The 17,974-nt window shown below is 61.7% G+C and carries 17 protein-coding genes; 13 read left to right on the top strand and 4 right to left on the bottom strand.

Features of this window, described 5'->3' with window-relative positions:
- Positions 1-43 precede the first annotated feature (43 nt).
- Positions 44-223 (top strand): PA1571 family protein, encoded by a 180-nt coding sequence (locus J3P92_RS09445; RefSeq protein ID WP_003199629.1) that lies wholly within the window; start codon positions 44-46, stop codon positions 221-223.
- A 62-nt stretch (positions 224-285) separates the two neighbouring features.
- On the opposite strand, the gene pdxB is transcribed toward J3P92_RS09445, so the two are convergent.
- Positions 286-1,428, bottom strand: coding sequence for a 4-phosphoerythronate dehydrogenase PdxB (gene pdxB / locus J3P92_RS09440; RefSeq protein WP_434650520.1), 1,143 nt, complete (start codon positions 1,426-1,428; stop codon positions 286-288).
- A gap of 291 nt (positions 1,429-1,719) precedes the next feature.
- Between pdxB and J3P92_RS09435 the strand changes: the two genes are divergently transcribed.
- A complete protein-coding gene (locus tag J3P92_RS09435; RefSeq protein WP_434650518.1) occupies positions 1,720-3,123 on the top strand; it encodes an MATE family efflux transporter in 1,404 nt (467 codons plus the stop codon).
- Here the strand turns inward: J3P92_RS09435 and tusA are convergent.
- Together tusA and rlmM are read right to left on the bottom strand one after the other, a co-directional pair.
- Positions 3,120-3,371, bottom strand: coding sequence for a sulfurtransferase TusA (tusA, locus tag J3P92_RS09430; RefSeq protein ID WP_420764694.1), 252 nt, complete (start codon positions 3,369-3,371; stop codon positions 3,120-3,122). The genes J3P92_RS09435 and tusA overlap by 4 nt on opposite strands.
- Before the next feature lie 187 nt (positions 3,372-3,558).
- The gene (rlmM, locus tag J3P92_RS09425; protein ID WP_434650517.1) at positions 3,559-4,632 is read right to left on the bottom strand and encodes a 23S rRNA (cytidine(2498)-2'-O)-methyltransferase RlmM; all 1,074 of its coding nucleotides are present in this window, start codon (positions 4,630-4,632) and stop codon (positions 3,559-3,561) included.
- 172 nt (positions 4,633-4,804) lie between these two features.
- Here rlmM and acnA point away from each other — a divergent pair, with 172 nt between their 5' ends.
- From acnA to J3P92_RS09410, 3 genes are all read left to right on the top strand, one after another.
- Positions 4,805-7,546 (top strand): aconitate hydratase AcnA, encoded by a 2,742-nt coding sequence (acnA, locus tag J3P92_RS09420; protein ID WP_434650515.1) that lies wholly within the window; start codon positions 4,805-4,807, stop codon positions 7,544-7,546.
- Between the two features lie 115 nt (positions 7,547-7,661).
- On the top strand, positions 7,662-8,450 hold the full coding sequence (locus tag J3P92_RS09415) for a CPBP family intramembrane glutamic endopeptidase (protein WP_420764697.1): 789 nt from the start codon (positions 7,662-7,664) through the stop codon (positions 8,448-8,450).
- 76 nt (positions 8,451-8,526) lie between these two features.
- Positions 8,527-10,092, top strand: a complete 1,566-nt coding sequence (locus J3P92_RS09410) for a methyl-accepting chemotaxis protein (protein ID WP_434650512.1) — start codon at positions 8,527-8,529, stop codon at positions 10,090-10,092.
- Positions 10,093-10,260: 168 nt separating this feature from the next.
- On the opposite strand, the gene J3P92_RS09405 is transcribed toward J3P92_RS09410, so the two are convergent.
- Complete coding sequence (locus J3P92_RS09405) at positions 10,261-10,953, bottom strand: alpha/beta family hydrolase (RefSeq protein ID WP_434650510.1); 693 nt, start codon at positions 10,951-10,953, stop codon at positions 10,261-10,263.
- Positions 10,954-11,049: 96 nt separating this feature from the next.
- Between J3P92_RS09405 and ccoN (J3P92_RS09400) the strand changes: the two genes are divergently transcribed.
- From ccoN (J3P92_RS09400) to ccoP (J3P92_RS09365), 8 genes are all read left to right on the top strand, one after another.
- The gene (gene ccoN / locus J3P92_RS09400; RefSeq protein WP_420764700.1) at positions 11,050-12,474 is read left to right on the top strand and encodes a cytochrome-c oxidase, cbb3-type subunit I; all 1,425 of its coding nucleotides are present in this window, start codon (positions 11,050-11,052) and stop codon (positions 12,472-12,474) included.
- Positions 12,475-12,484: 10 nt separating this feature from the next.
- The gene (gene ccoO / locus J3P92_RS09395) at positions 12,485-13,093 is read left to right on the top strand and encodes a cytochrome-c oxidase, cbb3-type subunit II (RefSeq protein WP_181286923.1); all 609 of its coding nucleotides are present in this window, start codon (positions 12,485-12,487) and stop codon (positions 13,091-13,093) included.
- Positions 13,094-13,096: 3 nt separating this feature from the next.
- Positions 13,097-13,297 (top strand): cbb3-type cytochrome oxidase subunit 3, encoded by a 201-nt coding sequence (locus tag J3P92_RS09390; RefSeq protein WP_420764702.1) that lies wholly within the window; start codon positions 13,097-13,099, stop codon positions 13,295-13,297.
- Positions 13,294-14,247: a cytochrome-c oxidase, cbb3-type subunit III gene (ccoP, locus tag J3P92_RS09385; RefSeq protein WP_434563256.1), complete on the top strand. Its 954-nt coding sequence runs from the start codon at positions 13,294-13,296 to the stop codon at positions 14,245-14,247. Before J3P92_RS09390 ends, ccoP (J3P92_RS09385) begins: the two co-directional genes overlap by 4 nt.
- A gap of 481 nt (positions 14,248-14,728) precedes the next feature.
- Entirely contained in the window at positions 14,729-16,171 is a 1,443-nt protein-coding gene (ccoN, locus tag J3P92_RS09380) for a cytochrome-c oxidase, cbb3-type subunit I (protein WP_420764704.1), read from the top strand.
- Positions 16,171-16,779: a cytochrome-c oxidase, cbb3-type subunit II gene (ccoO, locus tag J3P92_RS09375; protein WP_039589059.1), complete on the top strand. Its 609-nt coding sequence runs from the start codon at positions 16,171-16,173 to the stop codon at positions 16,777-16,779. Before ccoN (J3P92_RS09380) ends, ccoO (J3P92_RS09375) begins: the two co-directional genes overlap by 1 nt.
- A 5-nt stretch (positions 16,780-16,784) precedes the next feature.
- Positions 16,785-16,970 (top strand): CcoQ/FixQ family Cbb3-type cytochrome c oxidase assembly chaperone, encoded by a 186-nt coding sequence (locus J3P92_RS09370; protein WP_003183474.1) that lies wholly within the window; start codon positions 16,785-16,787, stop codon positions 16,968-16,970.
- Positions 16,967-17,950: a cytochrome-c oxidase, cbb3-type subunit III gene (gene ccoP, locus J3P92_RS09365; protein WP_434650508.1), complete on the top strand. Its 984-nt coding sequence runs from the start codon at positions 16,967-16,969 to the stop codon at positions 17,948-17,950. The genes J3P92_RS09370 and ccoP (J3P92_RS09365) overlap by 4 nt, the downstream gene beginning before the upstream one ends.
- The last annotated feature ends 24 nt before the right edge of the window (positions 17,951-17,974 follow it).

Raw genomic sequence — 17,974 nt, 5'->3', positions numbered from 1 at the left:
GACGACATTACGATAGGCACGCAACCTGATGAGGAGACAGGCCATGTCCTTGCAACACAGCAGCGACGACAAGATTCAAGTAATCCGCACGCAACCGGACCAGTCCCTGGGCTGCTCGTTCATCGATGCCCAAGGGCGCGAAGTACCGATCACCGAAGACATGATCCAGAAAGCCTGCAGCGAGCTGGAGAAACGACTGGTCAAACCTGCCGAACAAAAGTGATACAGCCCGTCTTCAATTGAACCCGACCTTGATGTCGGGTTTTTTATGCCTGTTCACCGGGCTTAAACGATAGTAGCTCCCAGGGCCGTCACGATCTGCTGCAAGGCCGTCGACTGCCCTTCGATACGCACCTTCAAGCTGTCGATCTCCCGGCGTGGCGGGTAATGCTTGCGCAACGCATCAAACGCACTGCGCTGCTCACTCACCGTACCGATCAAGCTGCGGCGAAAATCCGCATCGTCGCGGCGCGGGTCGTACACGCTCCGGCACAACACCGCCAGCGCCCAGGCCGGGTCGGTATCGGCATCCAGCGTGATGCCCCCGAGCCAAGGCCGGGGTAACAAGTCGGCCAGATCGACTTCGGCGGGCCGCCCAAGAAAATCGCACAGGGCCTGGTAGATCTGCGCCGTGCCGCGCTGGCGACCGTCAAGGCTGTAGCCGGCAATGTGCGGGGTGGCGATCACGCAGAGGTCGGCCAGGTCCACGTCCACCGTCGGCTCCTGCTCCCAGACATCAAGCACCGCCTGGAGGTCTTCGCGCTCCAACAGCACCTCGCGCAACGCCGAGTTATCGATGACCGGGCCGCGCGCGGCGTTGATCAGCCAGGTGCCAGGCTTCAGGCTGTTCAAGCGATGCTCATCAAAAAGGTGCCAAGTCACGTGCTCACCCGTGCGAGCCAATGGCGTGTGCAGGCTGATGACGTCGCATTCCTCGATGATCTGCTCCAGGCTCACGTAGTCGCCGCCTTCGGCAGCGTGGCGAGGCGGGTCGCAGACTTTCACAGCCCAGCCCAGGCCCTTGAGCACCTCGATCAACCGCCCACCTACCTGCCCCGCGCCGACCACGCCAAACGTGCGCTGCGCAAGATCCGCGCCTTCGATCTCAGCCAGGGCCATAAGGCTGCCCAGTACGTAATCCACCACGCCACGGGCATTGCAGCCAGGCGCGCTGGCCCAGCGGATGCCGGCCTCGGCAAAATAATCCAGGTCCAGGTGATCAGTGCCAATGGTGCAAGTGCCGACGAAGCGCACCTTGCTGCCTTCCAGCAGGGCTCGATTGACCTGGCTGACCGACCGCACCAACAGCACATCGGCCTGCTCTACCAATGCCCGGTCAATGCCCCGCCCCGGCACCCGGCGGATCTCACCGAAACCTTGGAAAAATGCATCGAGCAGGGGAATGTTTTCGTCGGCGACGATCAGCATGGCAGAGCTCCTTTGGCGGGACGGGCAGTGTAGGCGTTCCTCGCCTCGATGGGCCAGCCCATTACTTCAGTGAACCCGTTTGTGGCGAGGAAGCTTGCTCCCGCTGGCCTGCGAAGCGGGCCCAAAAGGCAGGCGACTGCTGCGCAGTCGAGCGGGAGCAGGTTCCCTCGCCACAAGCATTCGTACGACTTAGCGAGCGATTACAAATCCACAACACAGGTTTTTTCCTGACCACTGCGTCAAGGCGTAGAATCCGCCGCCTTGCGTTTATCTTTTTCGGATGCTTGCCTCGTGAATCCTGCAATCGACACTCCTTCCGTCCTCTCTCGCCCCGCCCGGGTTCGCCTGGAGCTCAAAACGCTGCTCGCCCTCGCCTTGCCGATCATGGTGGCGCAATTGGCGACAACTGCCATGGGTTTTGTCGATGCGGTGATGGCCGGGCGGGTCGGCCCGCGGGACCTCGCCGCGGTGGCGCTGGGTAATTCGATCTGGGTGCCGGTATTCCTGTTGATGACCGGCACGCTGCTGGCCACTACGCCAAAAGTTGCCCAGCGTTTCGGGGCCGGCACATTCGAACAGATTGGCCCCTTGGTGCGCCAGGCATTGTGGTTGGCCCTCGCGGTGGGGCTGGCCGCGACATTAGCGCTGTTCAGCGCCGAGCCGATCCTGCATGTGATGCACGTCGATCCCGAATTGATCGGCCCTTGCATGGAATACCTGCGGGGTATAGGCACCGGGCTCCCGGCAGTGGCGCTCTATTACGTGCTGCGCTGTTTCAGCGACGGCCTGGGGCGCACGCGACCGGCCATGGTGCTGGGGCTGTGCGGACTGGCGCTGAACATTCCGCTCAATTACATCTTCATCTACGGGCACCTGGGCGTCCCGGCCATGGGCGGGGTTGGCTGCGGCTGGGCCACCGCCATCGTGATGTGGTTCATGGCAGCGGGCATGGCGATCTGGACGTATCGGGCCCCAATCTATCAATCGAGCCGTCTGTTCGCCCGTTTCGACTGGCCGCAATGGTCGATGATCAAGCGCCTGCTGGGCATCGGCCTGCCGATTGGCATCGCGGTGTTTGCCGAGTCGAGCATCTTTGCGGTGATCGCCCTGCTGATCGGCAGCCTCGGCGCCACGGTGGTGGCCGGGCACCAGATCGCGCTGAACTTCAGCTCGCTGGTGTTCATGATCCCCTACTCCCTGGGCATGGCCGTGACGGTACGGGTAGGCCAGGCGCTGGGGCGTGGCCAGCCTCGAGAGGCGCGCTTCGCCGCGGGCGTCGGCATGGGCACGGCCCTGGCGTACGCGTGCCTGTCAGCGAGCGTGATGTTCGCGCTGCGCGGCCCCATCGCAGCGATCTACACAGCCGATCCGCGGGTGATCGAGGTCGCATCGATGCTGATCGTCTACGCGGCGCTGTTCCAGTTTTCCGATGCGATCCAGGTCACGGCGGCCGGCGCATTGCGCGGCTACCAGGACACCCGGGTGACGATGATCCTGACGCTCTTCGCTTACTGGGGCATCGGCTTGCCGGTGGGTTACGCCCTGGGCCTGACCGACAGGCTCGGCACCGCCAGTGGCCCAAGCGGATTATGGCAAGGCTTGATCGTGGGGTTGAGCTGCGCGGCGCTGATGCTGTCGATTCGCCTGGCACGCAGCGCGCGAGGGCAGATCCGCATCAGCCGTGCGACGGGTTAGGCGAGTTTCTTGCGGATCCAGTAGAGGTAGGTGCCGGCGTCCTCTTGCTGGGCCACCAGCTCGTGGTCCAGAAACACGCAGAACTTAGGGATGTCGCGGCGAGTCGAGGGGTCGGTGGCGATGACTTTGAGCAGGCCACCTGGGGCCAGGTCGCGGATATGCTGGTGCAACATCATTACCGGTTCCGGGCAATTCAGACCAGTGGCATCCAGCGTGCCGTCGATTGGCGCATCGTTCATTTCACTCATGATCTACTCCTGAAACTGGCGGGCATTGTCGCGCAATGTCGGCGTTCGGTCACCCCTGGTTCAACACTGCACCCTGTGGGAGCGAGCTTGCTCGCGATGGCGCCAGCACATCCAATATCGATGCAAACTGACCCACCGCTATCGCGACCAAGCTCGCTCCCACAAGGGCTTCATTGGCTTTCGAGGACTAACGGGCCTTCGTTTTTTTGGTGTCCAACCGCCGCAGATGACACGTCACCTCCTCTCGGTCGTGGTACAGCTGCTTGCAGCCGATCTCGACCTGGATGCCCCGGGCCTTGAAACCCTCGGCGATGCGTTCGAGCAGGCGTTTCACCTCGGCGTAACGCTGTTTCATCGGCAACTTGAGGTTGACCACGGCCTCGCGGCAATGGCCCTCGCCGATCCACTCTTCCAGCATCGCCGCGTTGCGCGCCGGTTTCTCGACGATGTCGCAGACCATCCAGTCCACCGGCTGCCTGGGCTTGAACGTGAATCCGTCTGCCATCAAGTGCTGCACCAGGCCGGTGTCCATCAGGCTTTCGGCCATTGGGCCATTGTCGATGGCCGTCACCAGCATGCCACGGTTGACCAATTGCCACGTCCAGCCACCCGGCGCCGCACCGAGGTCCACACCGGTCATGTCGCTGTGCAGGCGTTCGTCCCACTGGTCCCGAGGAATGAAATGGTGCCAGGCCTCCTCGAGCTTGAGTGTGGAGCGGCTCGGCGCGTCCCGGGGGAACTTCAGGCGCGGGATACCCATCGGCCACATCGCTGAGTTATCCGCCTCAGCCAGGCCAAGGAAGACTTCACGACCGCTCTTGAAGGTCAACAGCAGGCGCGGCTTGCGCGGGTCGTCCACCAGTTTCCCTGCCCCGCCCAAGGCCTTGCGCAGCGGGCCTTCGAACTTCTTGCAGAAGTTCGACAGTTCCTTGCCGTCGTTCGTGTCAACTACCTCCAGCCACAGGCTGCCACACGTTGGGAAGGCCGTCATGTGGGACAGAATGACGCTGATTCGGTCGGTCTCAGGCAATTCGATGAACGTGCCACGCGCCCACTGCCGAGGAAAAATCAGATCGGCGAAACGTTGCCCGCGCATCAACCGCTCGGCGCCGTCCTCTTCGGTACAGACAAATTCGGCGCAGGCGCTGGCCGGCTTGGCCTTGGCGTACCCGGCGACGTTGAGCCGGGCCGCGTGTTCGGCGATCTCGGAACAGACCTCGCCTTCGAAGCCCGGCCGGCAGTGCATGAAAAGCGTGTTCATTGAAACTCCGTAGCAAAGCCTGTCACGAAAACCGGCGCATGATAGCGGAGTTCGGAACCGCGAACCTTGCTATACAGTCCAGTGATTAGTCATACGTTCAAAACAGGGCTAGGTTAAAGGCTCTGTCCGTTCCGTCAGTCCGTAGCCGTGCGGACTCAAAGGAGTGATTTCAATGCCGTCCATCGATAGCCTGAAAACCCTTAAAACATTGCAAGTCGACGCCAGGACCTACCATTATTTCAGCCTGCCGGACGCAGCGCGAAGCCTGGGCGACCTGGACAAGTTGCCGATGTCCCTCAAGGTTCTGCTGGAAAACCTGTTGCGCTGGGAAGATGACAAAACCGTCACCGGCACCGACCTCAAGGCGCTGGCCGGCTGGCTCAAAGAGCGCCGTTCCGACCGCGAGATTCAATACCGCCCGGCCCGGGTGCTGATGCAGGACTTCACCGGCGTCCCCGCCGTGGTCGACCTGGCGGCCATGCGCGCAGCGGTGGAAAAGGCCGGCGGCGATCCGCAGAGGATCAATCCGCTGTCACCGGTCGACCTGGTCATCGACCACTCGGTGATGGTGGACAAGTTCGCCAGCCAACAGGCCTTCGAGCAGAACGTCGACATCGAGATGCAGCGCAACGGCGAACGCTACGCCTTCCTGCGTTGGGGCCAGAGCGCGTTCGACAACTTCAGCGTGGTGCCACCGGGCACCGGCATCTGCCACCAGGTCAACCTCGAATACCTCGGCCGTACCGTATGGACCAAAGAGGAAGACGGTCGTCTCTACGCCTTCCCCGACACCCTGGTCGGCACCGACTCCCACACCACCATGATCAATGGCCTGGGCGTGCTCGGCTGGGGCGTCGGCGGTATCGAAGCGGAAGCGGCGATGCTCGGCCAACCGGTATCGATGCTGATTCCGGAAGTCATCGGCTTCAAACTCGTCGGCAAACTGCGCGAAGGCATCACCGCCACCGACCTGGTGCTGACCGTCACGCAGATGCTGCGCAAGAAAGGCGTGGTGGGCAAATTCGTCGAGTTCTATGGCGACGGTCTAGCCGACCTGCCATTGGCCGATCGCGCCACCATCGCCAACATGGCCCCGGAGTACGGCGCCACCTGCGGCTTCTTCCCCGTGGACGATGTGACGTTGGACTACCTGCGCCTGTCCGGCCGTCCGACGGAAACCGTGAAACTGGTGGAAGCCTACTGCAAGGCCCAGGGACTGTGGCGGTTGCCAGGGCAGGAACCGGTTTTCACTGACACGCTGGAACTGGACATGGGCAGTGTCGAAGCCAGCCTCGCCGGCCCCAAGCGTCCCCAGGACCGGGTGTCGCTGCCGAATGTCGGCCAGGCCTTCAGCGACTTCCTGGGCCTTCAGATAAAGCCCACCAGCAAAGAAGAAGGTCGCCTCGAAAGCGAAGGCGGCGGCGGTGTCGCGGTGGGCAACGCCGACCAGGTGGGCGAAGCGGAATATGAATTCGAAGGCCAGACCCACCGCCTGAAGAACGGCGCCGTGGTCATCGCGGCGATTACGTCCTGTACCAACACCTCCAACCCCAGCGTGATGATGGCCGCCGGATTGCTTGCGAAAAAAGCCGTGGAAAAAGGCCTGGCCCGCAAGCCTTGGGTGAAGAGTTCACTGGCACCGGGCTCGAAGGTGGTGACCGACTACTACAAGGCCGCCGGCCTGACCGAATACCTCGACAAACTCGGTTTCGACCTGGTGGGCTATGGTTGCACGACGTGTATCGGCAATTCAGGCCCGCTGCCCGATCCGATTGAAAAAGCCATCCAGAAAGCCGACCTGTCCGTGGCGTCCGTGCTGTCGGGTAACCGCAACTTCGAGGGACGGGTGCATCCTTTGGTGAAAACCAACTGGCTGGCCTCACCGCCACTGGTGGTCGCCTATGCCCTGGCCGGCACCGTGCGCATCGACATCAGCAGCGAACCGCTGGGCAACGACCGCGAAGGCAATCCGGTGTACCTGCGGGACATCTGGCCGAGCAGCAAGGAAGTGGCCGACGCGGTGGCTCAAGTGGACACAAGCATGTTCCACAAGGAATATGCCGCCGTGTTTGCCGGCGACGAGCAATGGCAAGCGATCGAGGTTCCACAAGCCGCGACCTACGTCTGGCAATCGGACTCCACGTACATCCAGCATCCACCGTTCTTCGACGATATTGGCGGGCCTCCACCCGTGGTAAAAAACTTGGAGGGTGCGCGGGTCCTCGCTCTGCTGGGAGACTCGGTGACCACGGACCACATCTCCCCCGCCGGCAACATCAAGGCGGACAGCCCGGCCGGTCGCTACCTGCGCGAACAGGGCGTCGAGCCACGGGACTTCAACTCCTACGGTTCGCGACGGGGCAATCACCAGGTCATGATGCGAGGCACCTTCGCCAACATCCGCATCCGCAACGAAATGCTCGGCGGCGAGGAAGGCGGCAATACGATCTATATCCCCAACGGCGAACGCATGTCGATCTACGATGCCGCGATGTTGTACCAGGCCACCGGCACGCCATTGGTGGTGATCGCGGGTCAGGAATACGGCACGGGGTCAAGTCGAGACTGGGCGGCCAAGGGTACGAACCTGCTGGGAGTCAAGGCCGTTATCGCCGAAAGCTTCGAGCGTATCCACCGCTCCAACCTGGTGGGCATGGGCGTGCTGCCGTTGCAATTCAAGCTCGATCAGAATCGCAAGAGCCTGAACCTCACCGGCAGGGAAACTTTGGACATCCTCGGTTTGAGCGACACCGAGCTGACGCCACGCATGAACCTGCCCGTGGTCATTACCCGCGAAGACGGTAGCCAGGAACGGATTGAAGTGTTGTGCCGGATCGACACCTTGAATGAAGTGGAATATTTCAAGGCCGGTGGCATCCTGCACTTTGTCCTACGGCAATTGATTGCAGGATAAAAAGAAGCGTCCTACGAAAACACCGCCTCAGATAGGCGGTGTTTTTGTATGGGCCTGCCTATAATCCCCGCCGGCTCTGCGAGCTTCGCCCGTTTTCCAGCCCCAAGGATTCGACATGCCCGCCCTACCCTGGCCCTACCTGGCCCTTCTCTCGATCGGCTATGGCTTCGCCCTGGTCTATGGCCACCTGGCCTGGACAGCGGCTATTTCGGTCGCGCTGCTGCTGTTCGCCGGGTATGCCGTTCGCCAGCGGCAGACGCCGGTCGGGCAGTTCCTCGGGCATTGCCTGTTCGCGGTGCTCGCGGTCGCGCTGGCCCTGCACTGGATGCCAGGCTTCTTCAACGGCAGGGCCATCGCGGCACAACGTTTTACCGATGATGCCGTGCGATTCGCCATGTACCTGAACCAGGACAAGCCACTGATCGGCTTCTGGTTGCTGTTGTTCTGCCCATGGATCATCGGGCGGCGCCCGTTTCGCTTGTCTGTCTATGCCACGGCCCTGGGCATGTGCATCAGTACGATCCTGGCCCTGGGCGGGGCCATGCTGCTGGGCATGATCAATTGGGCGCCTAAATGGCCAGACTCGGCCTGGCTGTGGGTCCTGAATAATCTTCTTCTGGTGACGTTGGTGGAGGAAGCGCTGTTTCGTGGCTATATCCAGGGAGGCCTGAGCCGGCGCTTTCAACACTTGCGCCATGGCGACAACCTCGCGTTACTGCTGGCCTCGCTGGTGTTCGGCCTGGTGCATGCCGGCGCCGGTTGGGAATGGGTGCTGCTGTCGGGGCTGGCCGGGATCGGTTACGGCCTGGCCTATCGATTGGGTGGCCTGGGTGCAGCGATAGCCACGCATTTTGGCCTCAACCTGCTTCACTTCACCCTGTTTACCTACCCGATGCTGGCGTGACACCGCCGGGAAGAATTATTTCAACAAAAAGCTGACGGTGCCGACAACCTTTCAAAGCCTTGCGGACTACCACACCATGCGTAACAACCAGCCTATTACACAACGCGAAAGGACCTTCCCGGCCCAGCAACGACTTATTTCCACCACCAACGCCAAGGGTGTGATTACCTACTGCAACAATGCTTTCATCGACATCAGTGGTTTTACAAAGGAACAATTGATCCATTCGCCGCACAACCTGGTGCGCCATCCCGACGTTCCGTCGGCCGTGTTCACCCACATGTGGAACACGTTGAAACAAGGCTTGCCATGGATGGGCATCGTCAAGAATCGCTGCCAGAACGGCGATCACTACTGGGTCAACGCCTACGTCACGCCCGTGTTCGAAGGCAATCAGGTCGTAGGCTATGAATCGGTACGGGTCAAACCCACCGCTGAGCAGATTACCCGAGCCGAAGCCCTTTATAAGCGCCTCAACCAAGGCAAATCCGCAGTGCCGGGCAGCGATAAATGGCTGCCGATGCTGCAGGACTGGCTGCCGTTCATCCTGGTCAGCCAGTTGAGTTTCGTTGTCGGCGCTTTTTTCACCTCTTCTTGGGGGTTTGCCCTCGCCGGCCTGCTGTCGGTGCCGTTGGGACTGCTGGGCCTGCAGTGGCAGCAACGCGGTATCAAGCGCCTGCTGCGCCTGGCCGAACAAACCACCTCGGACCCGTTGATCGCACGGATGTTCACCGATAGCCGCGGCGTCCAGGCACGCTTGGAGATGTCGATCCTGAGCCAGGAAGCCCGCCTCAAAACCTGCCTGACCCGCCTGCAGGACACTGCCGAGCACCTGAACGGCCAGGCGCGCCAATCCAACGCGTTGGCCCACGACAGCTCCAGCGGCCTGGAGCGCCAGCGGGTGGAAACCGAACAAGTGGCCACCGCCATCAACCAGATGGCCGCGACCACCCAGGAAGTCGCCAGCCACGTGCAGCGCACCGCCGACGCCACCCAAGAGGCCAATCGCCTGACGGGACGCGGTCGCGACATTGCAGGCGAAACCCGCGAGGCCATCGAGCGACTGTCGGTCGTCGTGGGCGAGACCGGGCAGACCGTGACCCAGTTGGCCAAGGACAGCGATGAAATCGGTGGCGTGGTTGACGTGATCAAGGGCATCGCCGACCAGACCAACCTGCTGGCCCTCAACGCCGCCATCGAAGCGGCCCGCGCCGGCGAGATGGGACGCGGGTTTGCAGTCGTCGCCGATGAAGTGCGGCAATTGGCCCAACGCACCAGCGAGTCCACTGGGCAGATCCATGCCTTGATCGCCAAACTGCAACAGACCGCCACCAACGCCGTGCAGACCATGGACGCCGGTCATCGCCAGGCTGAAGAAGGCGTTGCGCGGGTCATGGAAGCCGACCAGGCACTGGCGGGGATCAGCGAAGCGGTGGCACACATCACCGACATGACCACTCAGATCGCCGCCGCGACCGAGGAACAAAGTTCGGTGGCCGAGGAAATCAGCCGCAACATCAGTAACATCTCGGAACTGGCTGACCAGACCTCCGGGCAGGCCCACAGCTCGGCGCTGCTGAGCGAAGAACTGACCCGCACGGCCAACACGCAGTATTCGTTGGTGGAGCGGTTCAACCGCTGAGTTCAATTGGCGAACCAAAGGCCCGGACAGCGAAAGCTTCCGGGTTTTTGTCGTCTGGCAGGCCGCTATCGCGAGCAAGCTCGCTCCCACAGGGGGTGTGGGGCGTTCATTCAAATGCATTCCAATGTGGGAGCGAGCTTGCTCGCGATGAGGCCATGACTGGCAGCATCAGTCTTGAGACACAAACCCGGCCACCGCCTGCGCCGCCGCCTCCAAATGCTGCTCATGACTAAACCCCGAAGCCTTCAACGGTTTCAAATCATGATCCGCCGCCACCAGCCACGTGACCTCGATGCCCGGTGACAACGTGTAGCCCTGCACCGCCTCCCGATTGCCCAACGCATCCCGCTCACCCTGGACGATCAAGGTTCGGGTCTTCAACGTTGCCAAGTGCTCGACCCGCGGTTTCTCCGGTTTGCCTACCGCGTAGAAGGGATAGCCCAGGCACACCAGCGCATCGGCGCCCAGCTCATCAGCCACCAAACTAGCCATCCGCCCGCCCATGGACTTGCCGCCAATGGCCAGCTGCCCAGCGACATAAGGCCGCACGGTGGCGTACACCTCTCGCCAGCATTCCAGCAGCTTTGGCGCAGGGTTCGGTGGACGCTTGCCGCCGTCCACGCGCCGCTGGGCCATGTAGGGAAACTCGAAGCGCAACACATTGACGCCCTGTGCGCCTAGGCGGGTGGCCATTTGCGCCATGAAACCGCTGTCCATCGGTGCGCCGGCGCCATGGGCCAGGATCAGGGTCGGCGACTCGGCGCCAGCACCTGGCTTGGCGGCCGTCCACAGCCAACCATGTTCCGCCACGCATCGCGCCCATTGATCCCCGTCAATACTGGCCTTGTGCTGTTTGTCCATGCTTGCCTCGCTTTTAGTCTGCCTATAACTCCAGGCGAAGAACGCCGCACTGCCTTGCGCAGGCACTCACTTCGACTGAACCGTGGATGGGGAACCATGAACACTTCTATCAGTACCGCCTACAACTACAAGGTGGTCCGCCAATTCGCCATTATGACGGTGGTGTGGGGCATCGTCGGCATGGGACTCGGGGTTTTTCTCGCGGCCCAGTTGGTCTGGCCGCAGCTCAACTTCGATTTGCCTTGGACCAGCTTCGGCCGCCTGCGCCCGTTGCACACCAATGCGGTGATCTTTGCCTTCGGCGGTTGCGCGTTGTTTGCGAGTTCGTTTTATTCAGTGCAGCGCACCTGCCAGACAACGTTGTTCGCGCCGAAAATCGCCGCATTCTGCTTTTGGGGCTGGCAGCTTGTGATCCTGCTGGCGGCCATCAGCCTGCCGCTGGGCTACACCAGTTCCAAGGAATACGCCGAATTGGAATGGCCGATCGACATTCTGATCACCATCGTCTGGGTCGCCTACGCCATCGTGTTCTTCGGCACCGTGGCCAAGCGTAGGACCAAGCACATCTACGTCGGTAACTGGTTCTTCGGCGGGTTCATCCTGACCGTGGCGATCCTGCACATCGTCAACAACCTGGAATTGCCGGTGAGCCTGACCAAATCCTACTCGGTGTATGCCGGGGCCACCGATGCGATGGTGCAATGGTGGTACGGCCACAACGCCGTAGGCTTTTTCCTCACCGCAGGCTTCCTGGGGATGATGTATTACTTCGTGCCGAAACAGGCCGAGCGCCCGGTGTATTCGTATCGTCTGTCCATTGTCCACTTCTGGGCGCTGATTACGCTGTATATCTGGGCCGGCCCGCACCACCTGCACTACACCGCGCTGCCGGATTGGGCGCAATCGCTGGGGATGGTGATGTCGCTGATCCTGCTGGCGCCAAGCTGGGGCGGCATGATCAACGGCATGATGACCCTCTCGGGCGCCTGGCATAAATTGCGCAGCGACCCGATCCTGCGCTTTCTGGTGGTGTCCCTGGCGTTCTACGGCATGTCGACCTTCGAAGGGCCGATGATGGCGATCAAGACCGTCAACGCCCTCTCCCACTACACCGACTGGACCATCGGCCACGTACACGCCGGCGCACTGGGCTGGGTGGCGATGATTTCCATCGGCGCGCTGTACCACATGATCCCCAAAGTCTTCGGCCGCGCGCAGATGCACAGTATCGGCCTGATCAACGCGCACTTCTGGCTCGCAACCATTGGCACCGTTTTGTACATCGCCTCGATGTGGGTCAACGGCATTGCCCAGGGCCTGATGTGGCGTGCGGTGAACGAAGACGGCACGCTCACCTACTCCTTCGTCGAAACCCTGGTGGCCAGCCACCCAGGCTTCATCGTGCGGCTGGTAGGCGGGGCGATCTTCCTCAGCGGCATGTTGCTGATGGCCTACAACACCTGGCGCACCGTGCGGGCCTCTCAGCCTGCCGAAGCCACCGTTGCCGCGCAGATGGCTTGAGGAGTCCGCGATGAAACACGAAACAATCGAAAAAAACGTCGGCCTGCTGATGCTGCTGATGGTCCTGGCCGTGAGTATCGGGGGCTTGACCCAGATCGTGCCGCTGTTCTTCCAGGACGTGACCAATAAACCGGTGGACGGCATGAAACCCTACACCGCCCTGCAGTTGGAAGGCCGCGACATTTACATCCGCGAAGGCTGCGTCGGCTGCCACTCGCAGATGATTCGTCCGTTTCGCGCCGAGACCGAGCGCTACGGCCACTACTCGGTGGCCGGCGAAAGCGTCTGGGATCACCCGTTCCTTTGGGGCTCCAAGCGCACTGGCCCGGACCTGGCCCGGGTCGGCGCGCGTTACTCCGATGATTGGCATCGCGCGCACTTGTACAACCCGCGCAACGTCGTGCCCGAATCGAAAATGCCGGCCTACCCGTGGCTCGTCACCCAAGCCGTCGACAGCAGCCACACCGAAGGCAAGCTGCGCGCCATGCGCACCCTCGGCGTGCCGTACACCGACGATGACATCGCAGGCGCGACGGCCACGCTCAAGGGCAAGACCGAAATGGATGCGCTGGTGGCCTACCTGCAAGTGCTTGGCACTGCCATCAAGAGCAAGAGGTGAGCCATGGTGCTTGAAATGAGTACCGGAATGATCCGCGGTCTGGGCACCGTCGTGGTGTTCATCGCTTTCATCGGCCTGGTCCTGTGGGTGTTCAGCAGCAAGCGCGGCCCGGAATTCGCCCAGGCACGCCTGCTGCCGTTTGCCGATGAGCCGCCCGCCGACCTCATCCCCCAAGACCCTGAACCAAGGAGTACCCGGTCATGACCACTTTCTGGAGTACGTGGATCTGCGTACTGACCCTCGGCAGCCTCATCGGCCTGACCTGGCTGCTGATCGGCACCCGCAAGGGCGAGACCAAGGGCAGCGTCGACCAGACCATGGGCCACAGCTTCGACGGCATCGAGGAATACGACAACCCGCTGCCGCAATGGTGGTTCCTGTTGTTCGCCGGCACCTTGGTGTTTTCCGTTGGCTACCTGATTCTCTATCCGGGCCTGGGCAACTGGAAAGGCATCCTGCCCGGCTACGACAACGGCTGGACCGGCGCCCATGAATGGGAAAAGGAAATGGCCAAGGCTGACGCCAGGTTCGGGCCAATCTTCGCCAGGTTCTCCGCGATGCCGGTGGAAGAAGTCGCCAAGGATCCGCAAGCCTTGAAAATGGGCAGCCGCTTGTTCGCTTCCAACTGCTCGGTCTGCCATGGCTCGGACGCCAAGGGCGCCTTCGGCTTCCCGAACCTTGCCGACAGTAACTGGCGCTGGGGCGGCAATGCCGAAACCATCAAGGCGACCATCATGGGCGGCCGCATGGCAGCGATGCCCGCCTGGGGCGACGTGTTGGGAGATGCCGGGGTCAGGAACGTCGCCGCGTATGTGCGACACGATCTGGCAGGCCTGCCGCTACCGGCGGACAGCGGTGCCGACCTGCAAGCCGGCCAGCAAGCGTTCAGCACCACCTGCGTCGCCTGCCACGGCGCCAACGGCCAGGGCACCGAAGCCATGGGCGCGCCGAACCTGACGCAACCGGCCGGCTTCATCTACGGCACCAGCCTGGCCCAATTGCAGCAGACCATTCGCCATGGTCGCCAAGGCCATATGCCTGCGCAGAATGAACTGCTTGGCAATGATAAGGTGCAACTGCTCGCGGCTTACGTCTACAGCCTGTCCCAGGGTGTCGGCACCGAGCGCCTGCAAGCGGAACACAAAAGCGAATAAATCCTGACCACACGAACAGCCGCGTTCATCTGGATGCGGCCGTTCCGTGCCCCTGCGCGACTCATTGTCGCACCCTGCCTTAGTCTTTCTTTCGGTTCCATGGAATCAGGTCTAAGCTTGCCTTTGCGTGTGCTGGCGACTGCCGGTTTCAGGTCGATCCGACCCGATGCGTTCGACAATCGTTCGACAAAAAGGCCGCAAAGGCAGGTGAATACCGGCTGTTGCGACAGTTGCCTGTCACCCCCCGAACGCCGTGTTTGAACACACCCCGTTACAACCGACCTGACCCCCTCGCCTCCTTCCTTTGTCGCGACATTTTGCCGAGGGCCAATTTTGTCCCTACACCGAACATGGAAAGGCCGCAGAATCAGCTTTGGAAAGCATTGACCCCGGTCATGGCGCGTTGCAATGACCCCCCGCTTTCTCCATACTTGCGACCGATTTTTATCCTAATAAAACACCCAAACCGTGGAACCTTAGAATGAGCACAGCAATCAGTCCGACTGCTTATAACTATAAGGTAGTCCGCCAGTTCGCCATCATGACGGTGGTCTGGGGGATCCTTGGCATGGGGCTCGGTGTCTTCATCGCCTCGCAACTGGTCTGGCCGGAGTTGAACTTCGATCTGCCATGGACGACATTTGGACGCCTGCGCCCGCTGCACACCAACCTGGTGATCTTCGCCTTCGGTGGTTGTGCGTTGTTTGCCACTTCTTATTACGTCGTGCAGCGAACCTGCCAAACGCGACTGATTTCCGACAGCCTCGCCGCCTTCACCTTCTGGGGTTGGCAAGCGGTGATCGTTGGCGCGATCGTGACCTTGCCAATGGGTTTCACCACCACCAAGGAATACGCGGAACTGGAATGGCCCCTGGCTATCCTGCTGGCCATCGTCTGGGTGACCTACGGTTTGGTGTTCTTCGGCACCATCGTCAAGCGCAAGACCAAGCACATCTATGTGGGCAACTGGTTCTACGGCGCGTTCATCGTCGTGACCGCCATGTTGCACATCGTCAACCACGCGTCCCTGCCGGTCAGCTTCTTCAAGTCTTACTCGGCCTATTCGGGCGCCACCGACGCGATGATCCAATGGTGGTACGGCCACAACGCCGTGGGCTTCTTCCTGACCACCGGCTTTCTGGGGATGATGTACTACTTCGTGCCGAAACAGGCCGAGCGTCCGATCTACTCCTATCGTCTGTCCATCGTGCACTTCTGGGCGCTGATCACCCTGTACATCTGGGCCGGCCCTCACCACCTGCACTACACCGCGCTGCCGGACTGGGCGCAGTCCCTGGGCATGGCGATGTCGATCATCCTGCTGGCGCCAAGCTGGGGCGGCATGATCAACGGCATGATGACCCTCTCGGGCGCCTGGCATAAGCTGCGCACCGACCCGATCCTGCGGTTCCTGGTGGTGTCTTTGGCGTTCTACGGCATGTCGACCTTCGAAGGCCCGATGATGGCCATCAAGACCGTCAACTCCTTGAGCCACTACACCGACTGGACCATCGGCCACGTACACGCCGGCGCCCTCGGCTGGGTAGCGATGATTTCCATCGGCGCCATCTACCACATGATCCCGAAACTGTTCGGTCGCGCGCAGATGCACAGCACTGGCCTGATCAACGCGCACTTCTGGCTCGCGACCATCGGCACCGTGCTGTACATCGCCTCGATGTGGGTCAACGGCATTACCCAAGGCCTGATGTGGCGTGCGATCAACGATGACGGCACCCTGACCTACTCGTTCGTCGAAGCGCTGCAAGCCAGCCACCCGGGCTTTATTGTCCGTGCCCTGGGCGGCGCGTTCTTCGCCAGCGGCATGCTGCTGATGGCTTACAACGTATTGCGCACCGTTCGTGCCTCTGACCCGGCTGAAGCTGAAGCCGCTGCCAAGATCGCCGTTGTTGGAGCTCACTGATGAAGCACGAAGCAGTAGAGAAGAATATCGGCCTGCTGGCCTTCTTCATGGTTATCGCCGTCAGCATCGGCGGCCTGACCCAGATCGTTCCGCTGTTCTTCCAGGACGTGACCAACAAGCCGGTCGAAGGCATGAAGCCGCGCACCGCCCTTGAACTCGAAGGCCGCGACGTCTACATCGCCAACGGTTGTGTCGGCTGCCATTCGCAGATGATCCGTCCGTTCCGCGCCGAGACCGAACGCTACGGCCACTACTCGGTCGCCGGTGAAAGCGTCTGGGACCACCCGTTCCTGTGGGGTTCCAAGCGTACCGGTCCGGACCTGGCCCGTGTCGGCGGCCGCTACTCCGACGACTGGCAGCGTGCACACTTGTACAACCCGCGCAACGTCGTGCCGGAGTCGAAAATGCCGGCCTACCCGTTCCTCGTAGAAAACAAGCTCGACGGCAAAGACACCGCCAAGAAAATGGAAGTCCTGCGCTCCCTGGGCGTTCCCTACACCGACGAAGACATCGCCGGCGCCAGGGATGCCGTGAAGGGCAAGACTGAAATGGACGCGCTGGTGGCCTATCTGCAAGGCCTGGGCACCATCATCAAAAGCAAACGGTGATCTGGATGGATATCGGGATGATTCGTGGCCTGGGCACCGTCGTCGTGATGGTGGCCTTCATCGGCCTGGCTCTGTGGGTGTTCAGCCCCAAGCGCAAGTCGGAGTTTGACGACGCGACCTTGCTGCCGTTCGCGGACGATCCCGAAGCCATCAAGCACGTCGAGCAAGCTTCTAGGAGTAACAAAGAATGACTACGTTCTGGAGTCTGTACGTCACAGTCCTCAGCCTGGGAACGATCTTCGCCCTGACCTGGCTGCTGCTGTCGACCCGTAAGGGCCAGCGCAGCGAAGCCACCGAGGAGACGGTCGGCCACTCCTTCGACGGGATCGAGGAGTACGACAACCCGCTGCCGAAGTGGTGGTTCATGCTGTTCGTGGGCACCATCTTCTTCGCCCTCGGCTACCTGGTGCTCTACCCCGGCCTGGGTAACTGGAAGGGCCTGCTGCCAGGCTATAACTACCTGGACACCGAAAAGCAGACCCCTTTTGCCAACGGCCAGACCGGCTGGACTGGCGTGCATGAGTGGGAAAAGGAAATGGCCCGCTCGGATGCCAAGTTCGGTCCGATCTTCGCCAAGTTCGCTTCCATGCCGATCGAAGAAGTCGCCAAGGACCCGCAAGCCTTGAAGATGGGTGGCCGCCTGTTCGCTTCCAACTGCTCGGTCTGCCACGGTTCCGACGCCAAGGGTGCCTATGGCTTCCCCAACCTGACCGACGCCGACTGGCGCTGGGGCGGCGAGCCGGAAACCATCAAGACCACCATCATGGGCGGCCGTCACGCCGTCATGCCGGGCTGGGCTGCTGTGGTTGGCGAACAAGGCGTCGCCGACGTGGCCTCCTACGTCGTGACCGGCCTGCACGGTCGCAAACTGCCGGAAGGCGCCAAGGCGGATCCGGCCAATGGCCAGAAACTGTTCGCAGCCAACTGCGTGGCTTGCCACGGTCCGGCCGGCAAAGGCACGCCCGCCATGGGCGCACCTGACCTGACGCACCCGGCCGGCTTCATCTACGGTTCCAGCTTCGCCCAGCTGCAGCAGACCATCCGCTACGGTCGTCAAGGCCAGATGCCGGCCCAGGCCGACATGCAAGGCAATGACAAGGTCCACCTGTTGGCCGCCTACGTCTATAGCCTGTCACATGGCGAAAAGGCTCCGGCCGCTGACGCTCAGTAAAGCAACTTCCTGATACACGAAAGG

The organism is Pseudomonas sp. D3-27 (assembly GCF_051132165.1).
Lineage (GTDB): Bacteria > Pseudomonadota > Gammaproteobacteria > Pseudomonadales > Pseudomonadaceae > Aquipseudomonas.
The sequence above is the reverse complement of the archived record's forward strand: the minus strand, read 5'-3'. Positions and strand labels throughout refer to the sequence as shown.

Bases quoted from the DNA above. Each gene is read 5' to 3' on its own strand.
- ccoN (WP_420764704.1), top strand. From the start codon at position 14,729: ATGAGCACAGCAATCAGTCCGACTGCTTATAACTATAAGGTAGTCCGC.
- ccoO (WP_039589059.1), top strand. From the start codon at position 16,171: ATGAAGCACGAAGCAGTAGAGAAGAATATCGGCCTGCTGGCCTTCTTC.
- ccoO (WP_181286923.1), top strand. From the start codon at position 12,485: ATGAAACACGAAACAATCGAAAAAAACGTCGGCCTGCTGATGCTGCTG.
- J3P92_RS09410 (WP_434650512.1), top strand. From the start codon at position 8,527: ATGCGTAACAACCAGCCTATTACACAACGCGAAAGGACCTTCCCGGCC.
- J3P92_RS09415 (WP_420764697.1), top strand. From the start codon at position 7,662: ATGCCCGCCCTACCCTGGCCCTACCTGGCCCTTCTCTCGATCGGCTAT.
- J3P92_RS09370 (WP_003183474.1), top strand. From the start codon at position 16,785: ATGGATATCGGGATGATTCGTGGCCTGGGCACCGTCGTCGTGATGGTG.
- ccoP (WP_434563256.1), top strand. From the start codon at position 13,294: ATGACCACTTTCTGGAGTACGTGGATCTGCGTACTGACCCTCGGCAGC.
- J3P92_RS09445 (WP_003199629.1), top strand. From the start codon at position 44: ATGTCCTTGCAACACAGCAGCGACGACAAGATTCAAGTAATCCGCACG.
- tusA (WP_420764694.1), bottom strand. From the start codon at position 3,371: ATGAGTGAAATGAACGATGCGCCAATCGACGGCACGCTGGATGCCACT.
- pdxB (WP_434650520.1), bottom strand. From the start codon at position 1,428: ATGCTGATCGTCGCCGACGAAAACATTCCCCTGCTCGATGCATTTTTC.
- ccoN (WP_420764700.1), top strand. From the start codon at position 11,050: ATGAACACTTCTATCAGTACCGCCTACAACTACAAGGTGGTCCGCCAA.
- J3P92_RS09405 (WP_434650510.1), bottom strand. From the start codon at position 10,953: ATGGACAAACAGCACAAGGCCAGTATTGACGGGGATCAATGGGCGCGA.
- J3P92_RS09390 (WP_420764702.1), top strand. From the start codon at position 13,097: ATGGTGCTTGAAATGAGTACCGGAATGATCCGCGGTCTGGGCACCGTC.
- acnA (WP_434650515.1), top strand. From the start codon at position 4,805: ATGCCGTCCATCGATAGCCTGAAAACCCTTAAAACATTGCAAGTCGAC.
- rlmM (WP_434650517.1), bottom strand. From the start codon at position 4,632: ATGAACACGCTTTTCATGCACTGCCGGCCGGGCTTCGAAGGCGAGGTC.
- ccoP (WP_434650508.1), top strand. From the start codon at position 16,967: ATGACTACGTTCTGGAGTCTGTACGTCACAGTCCTCAGCCTGGGAACG.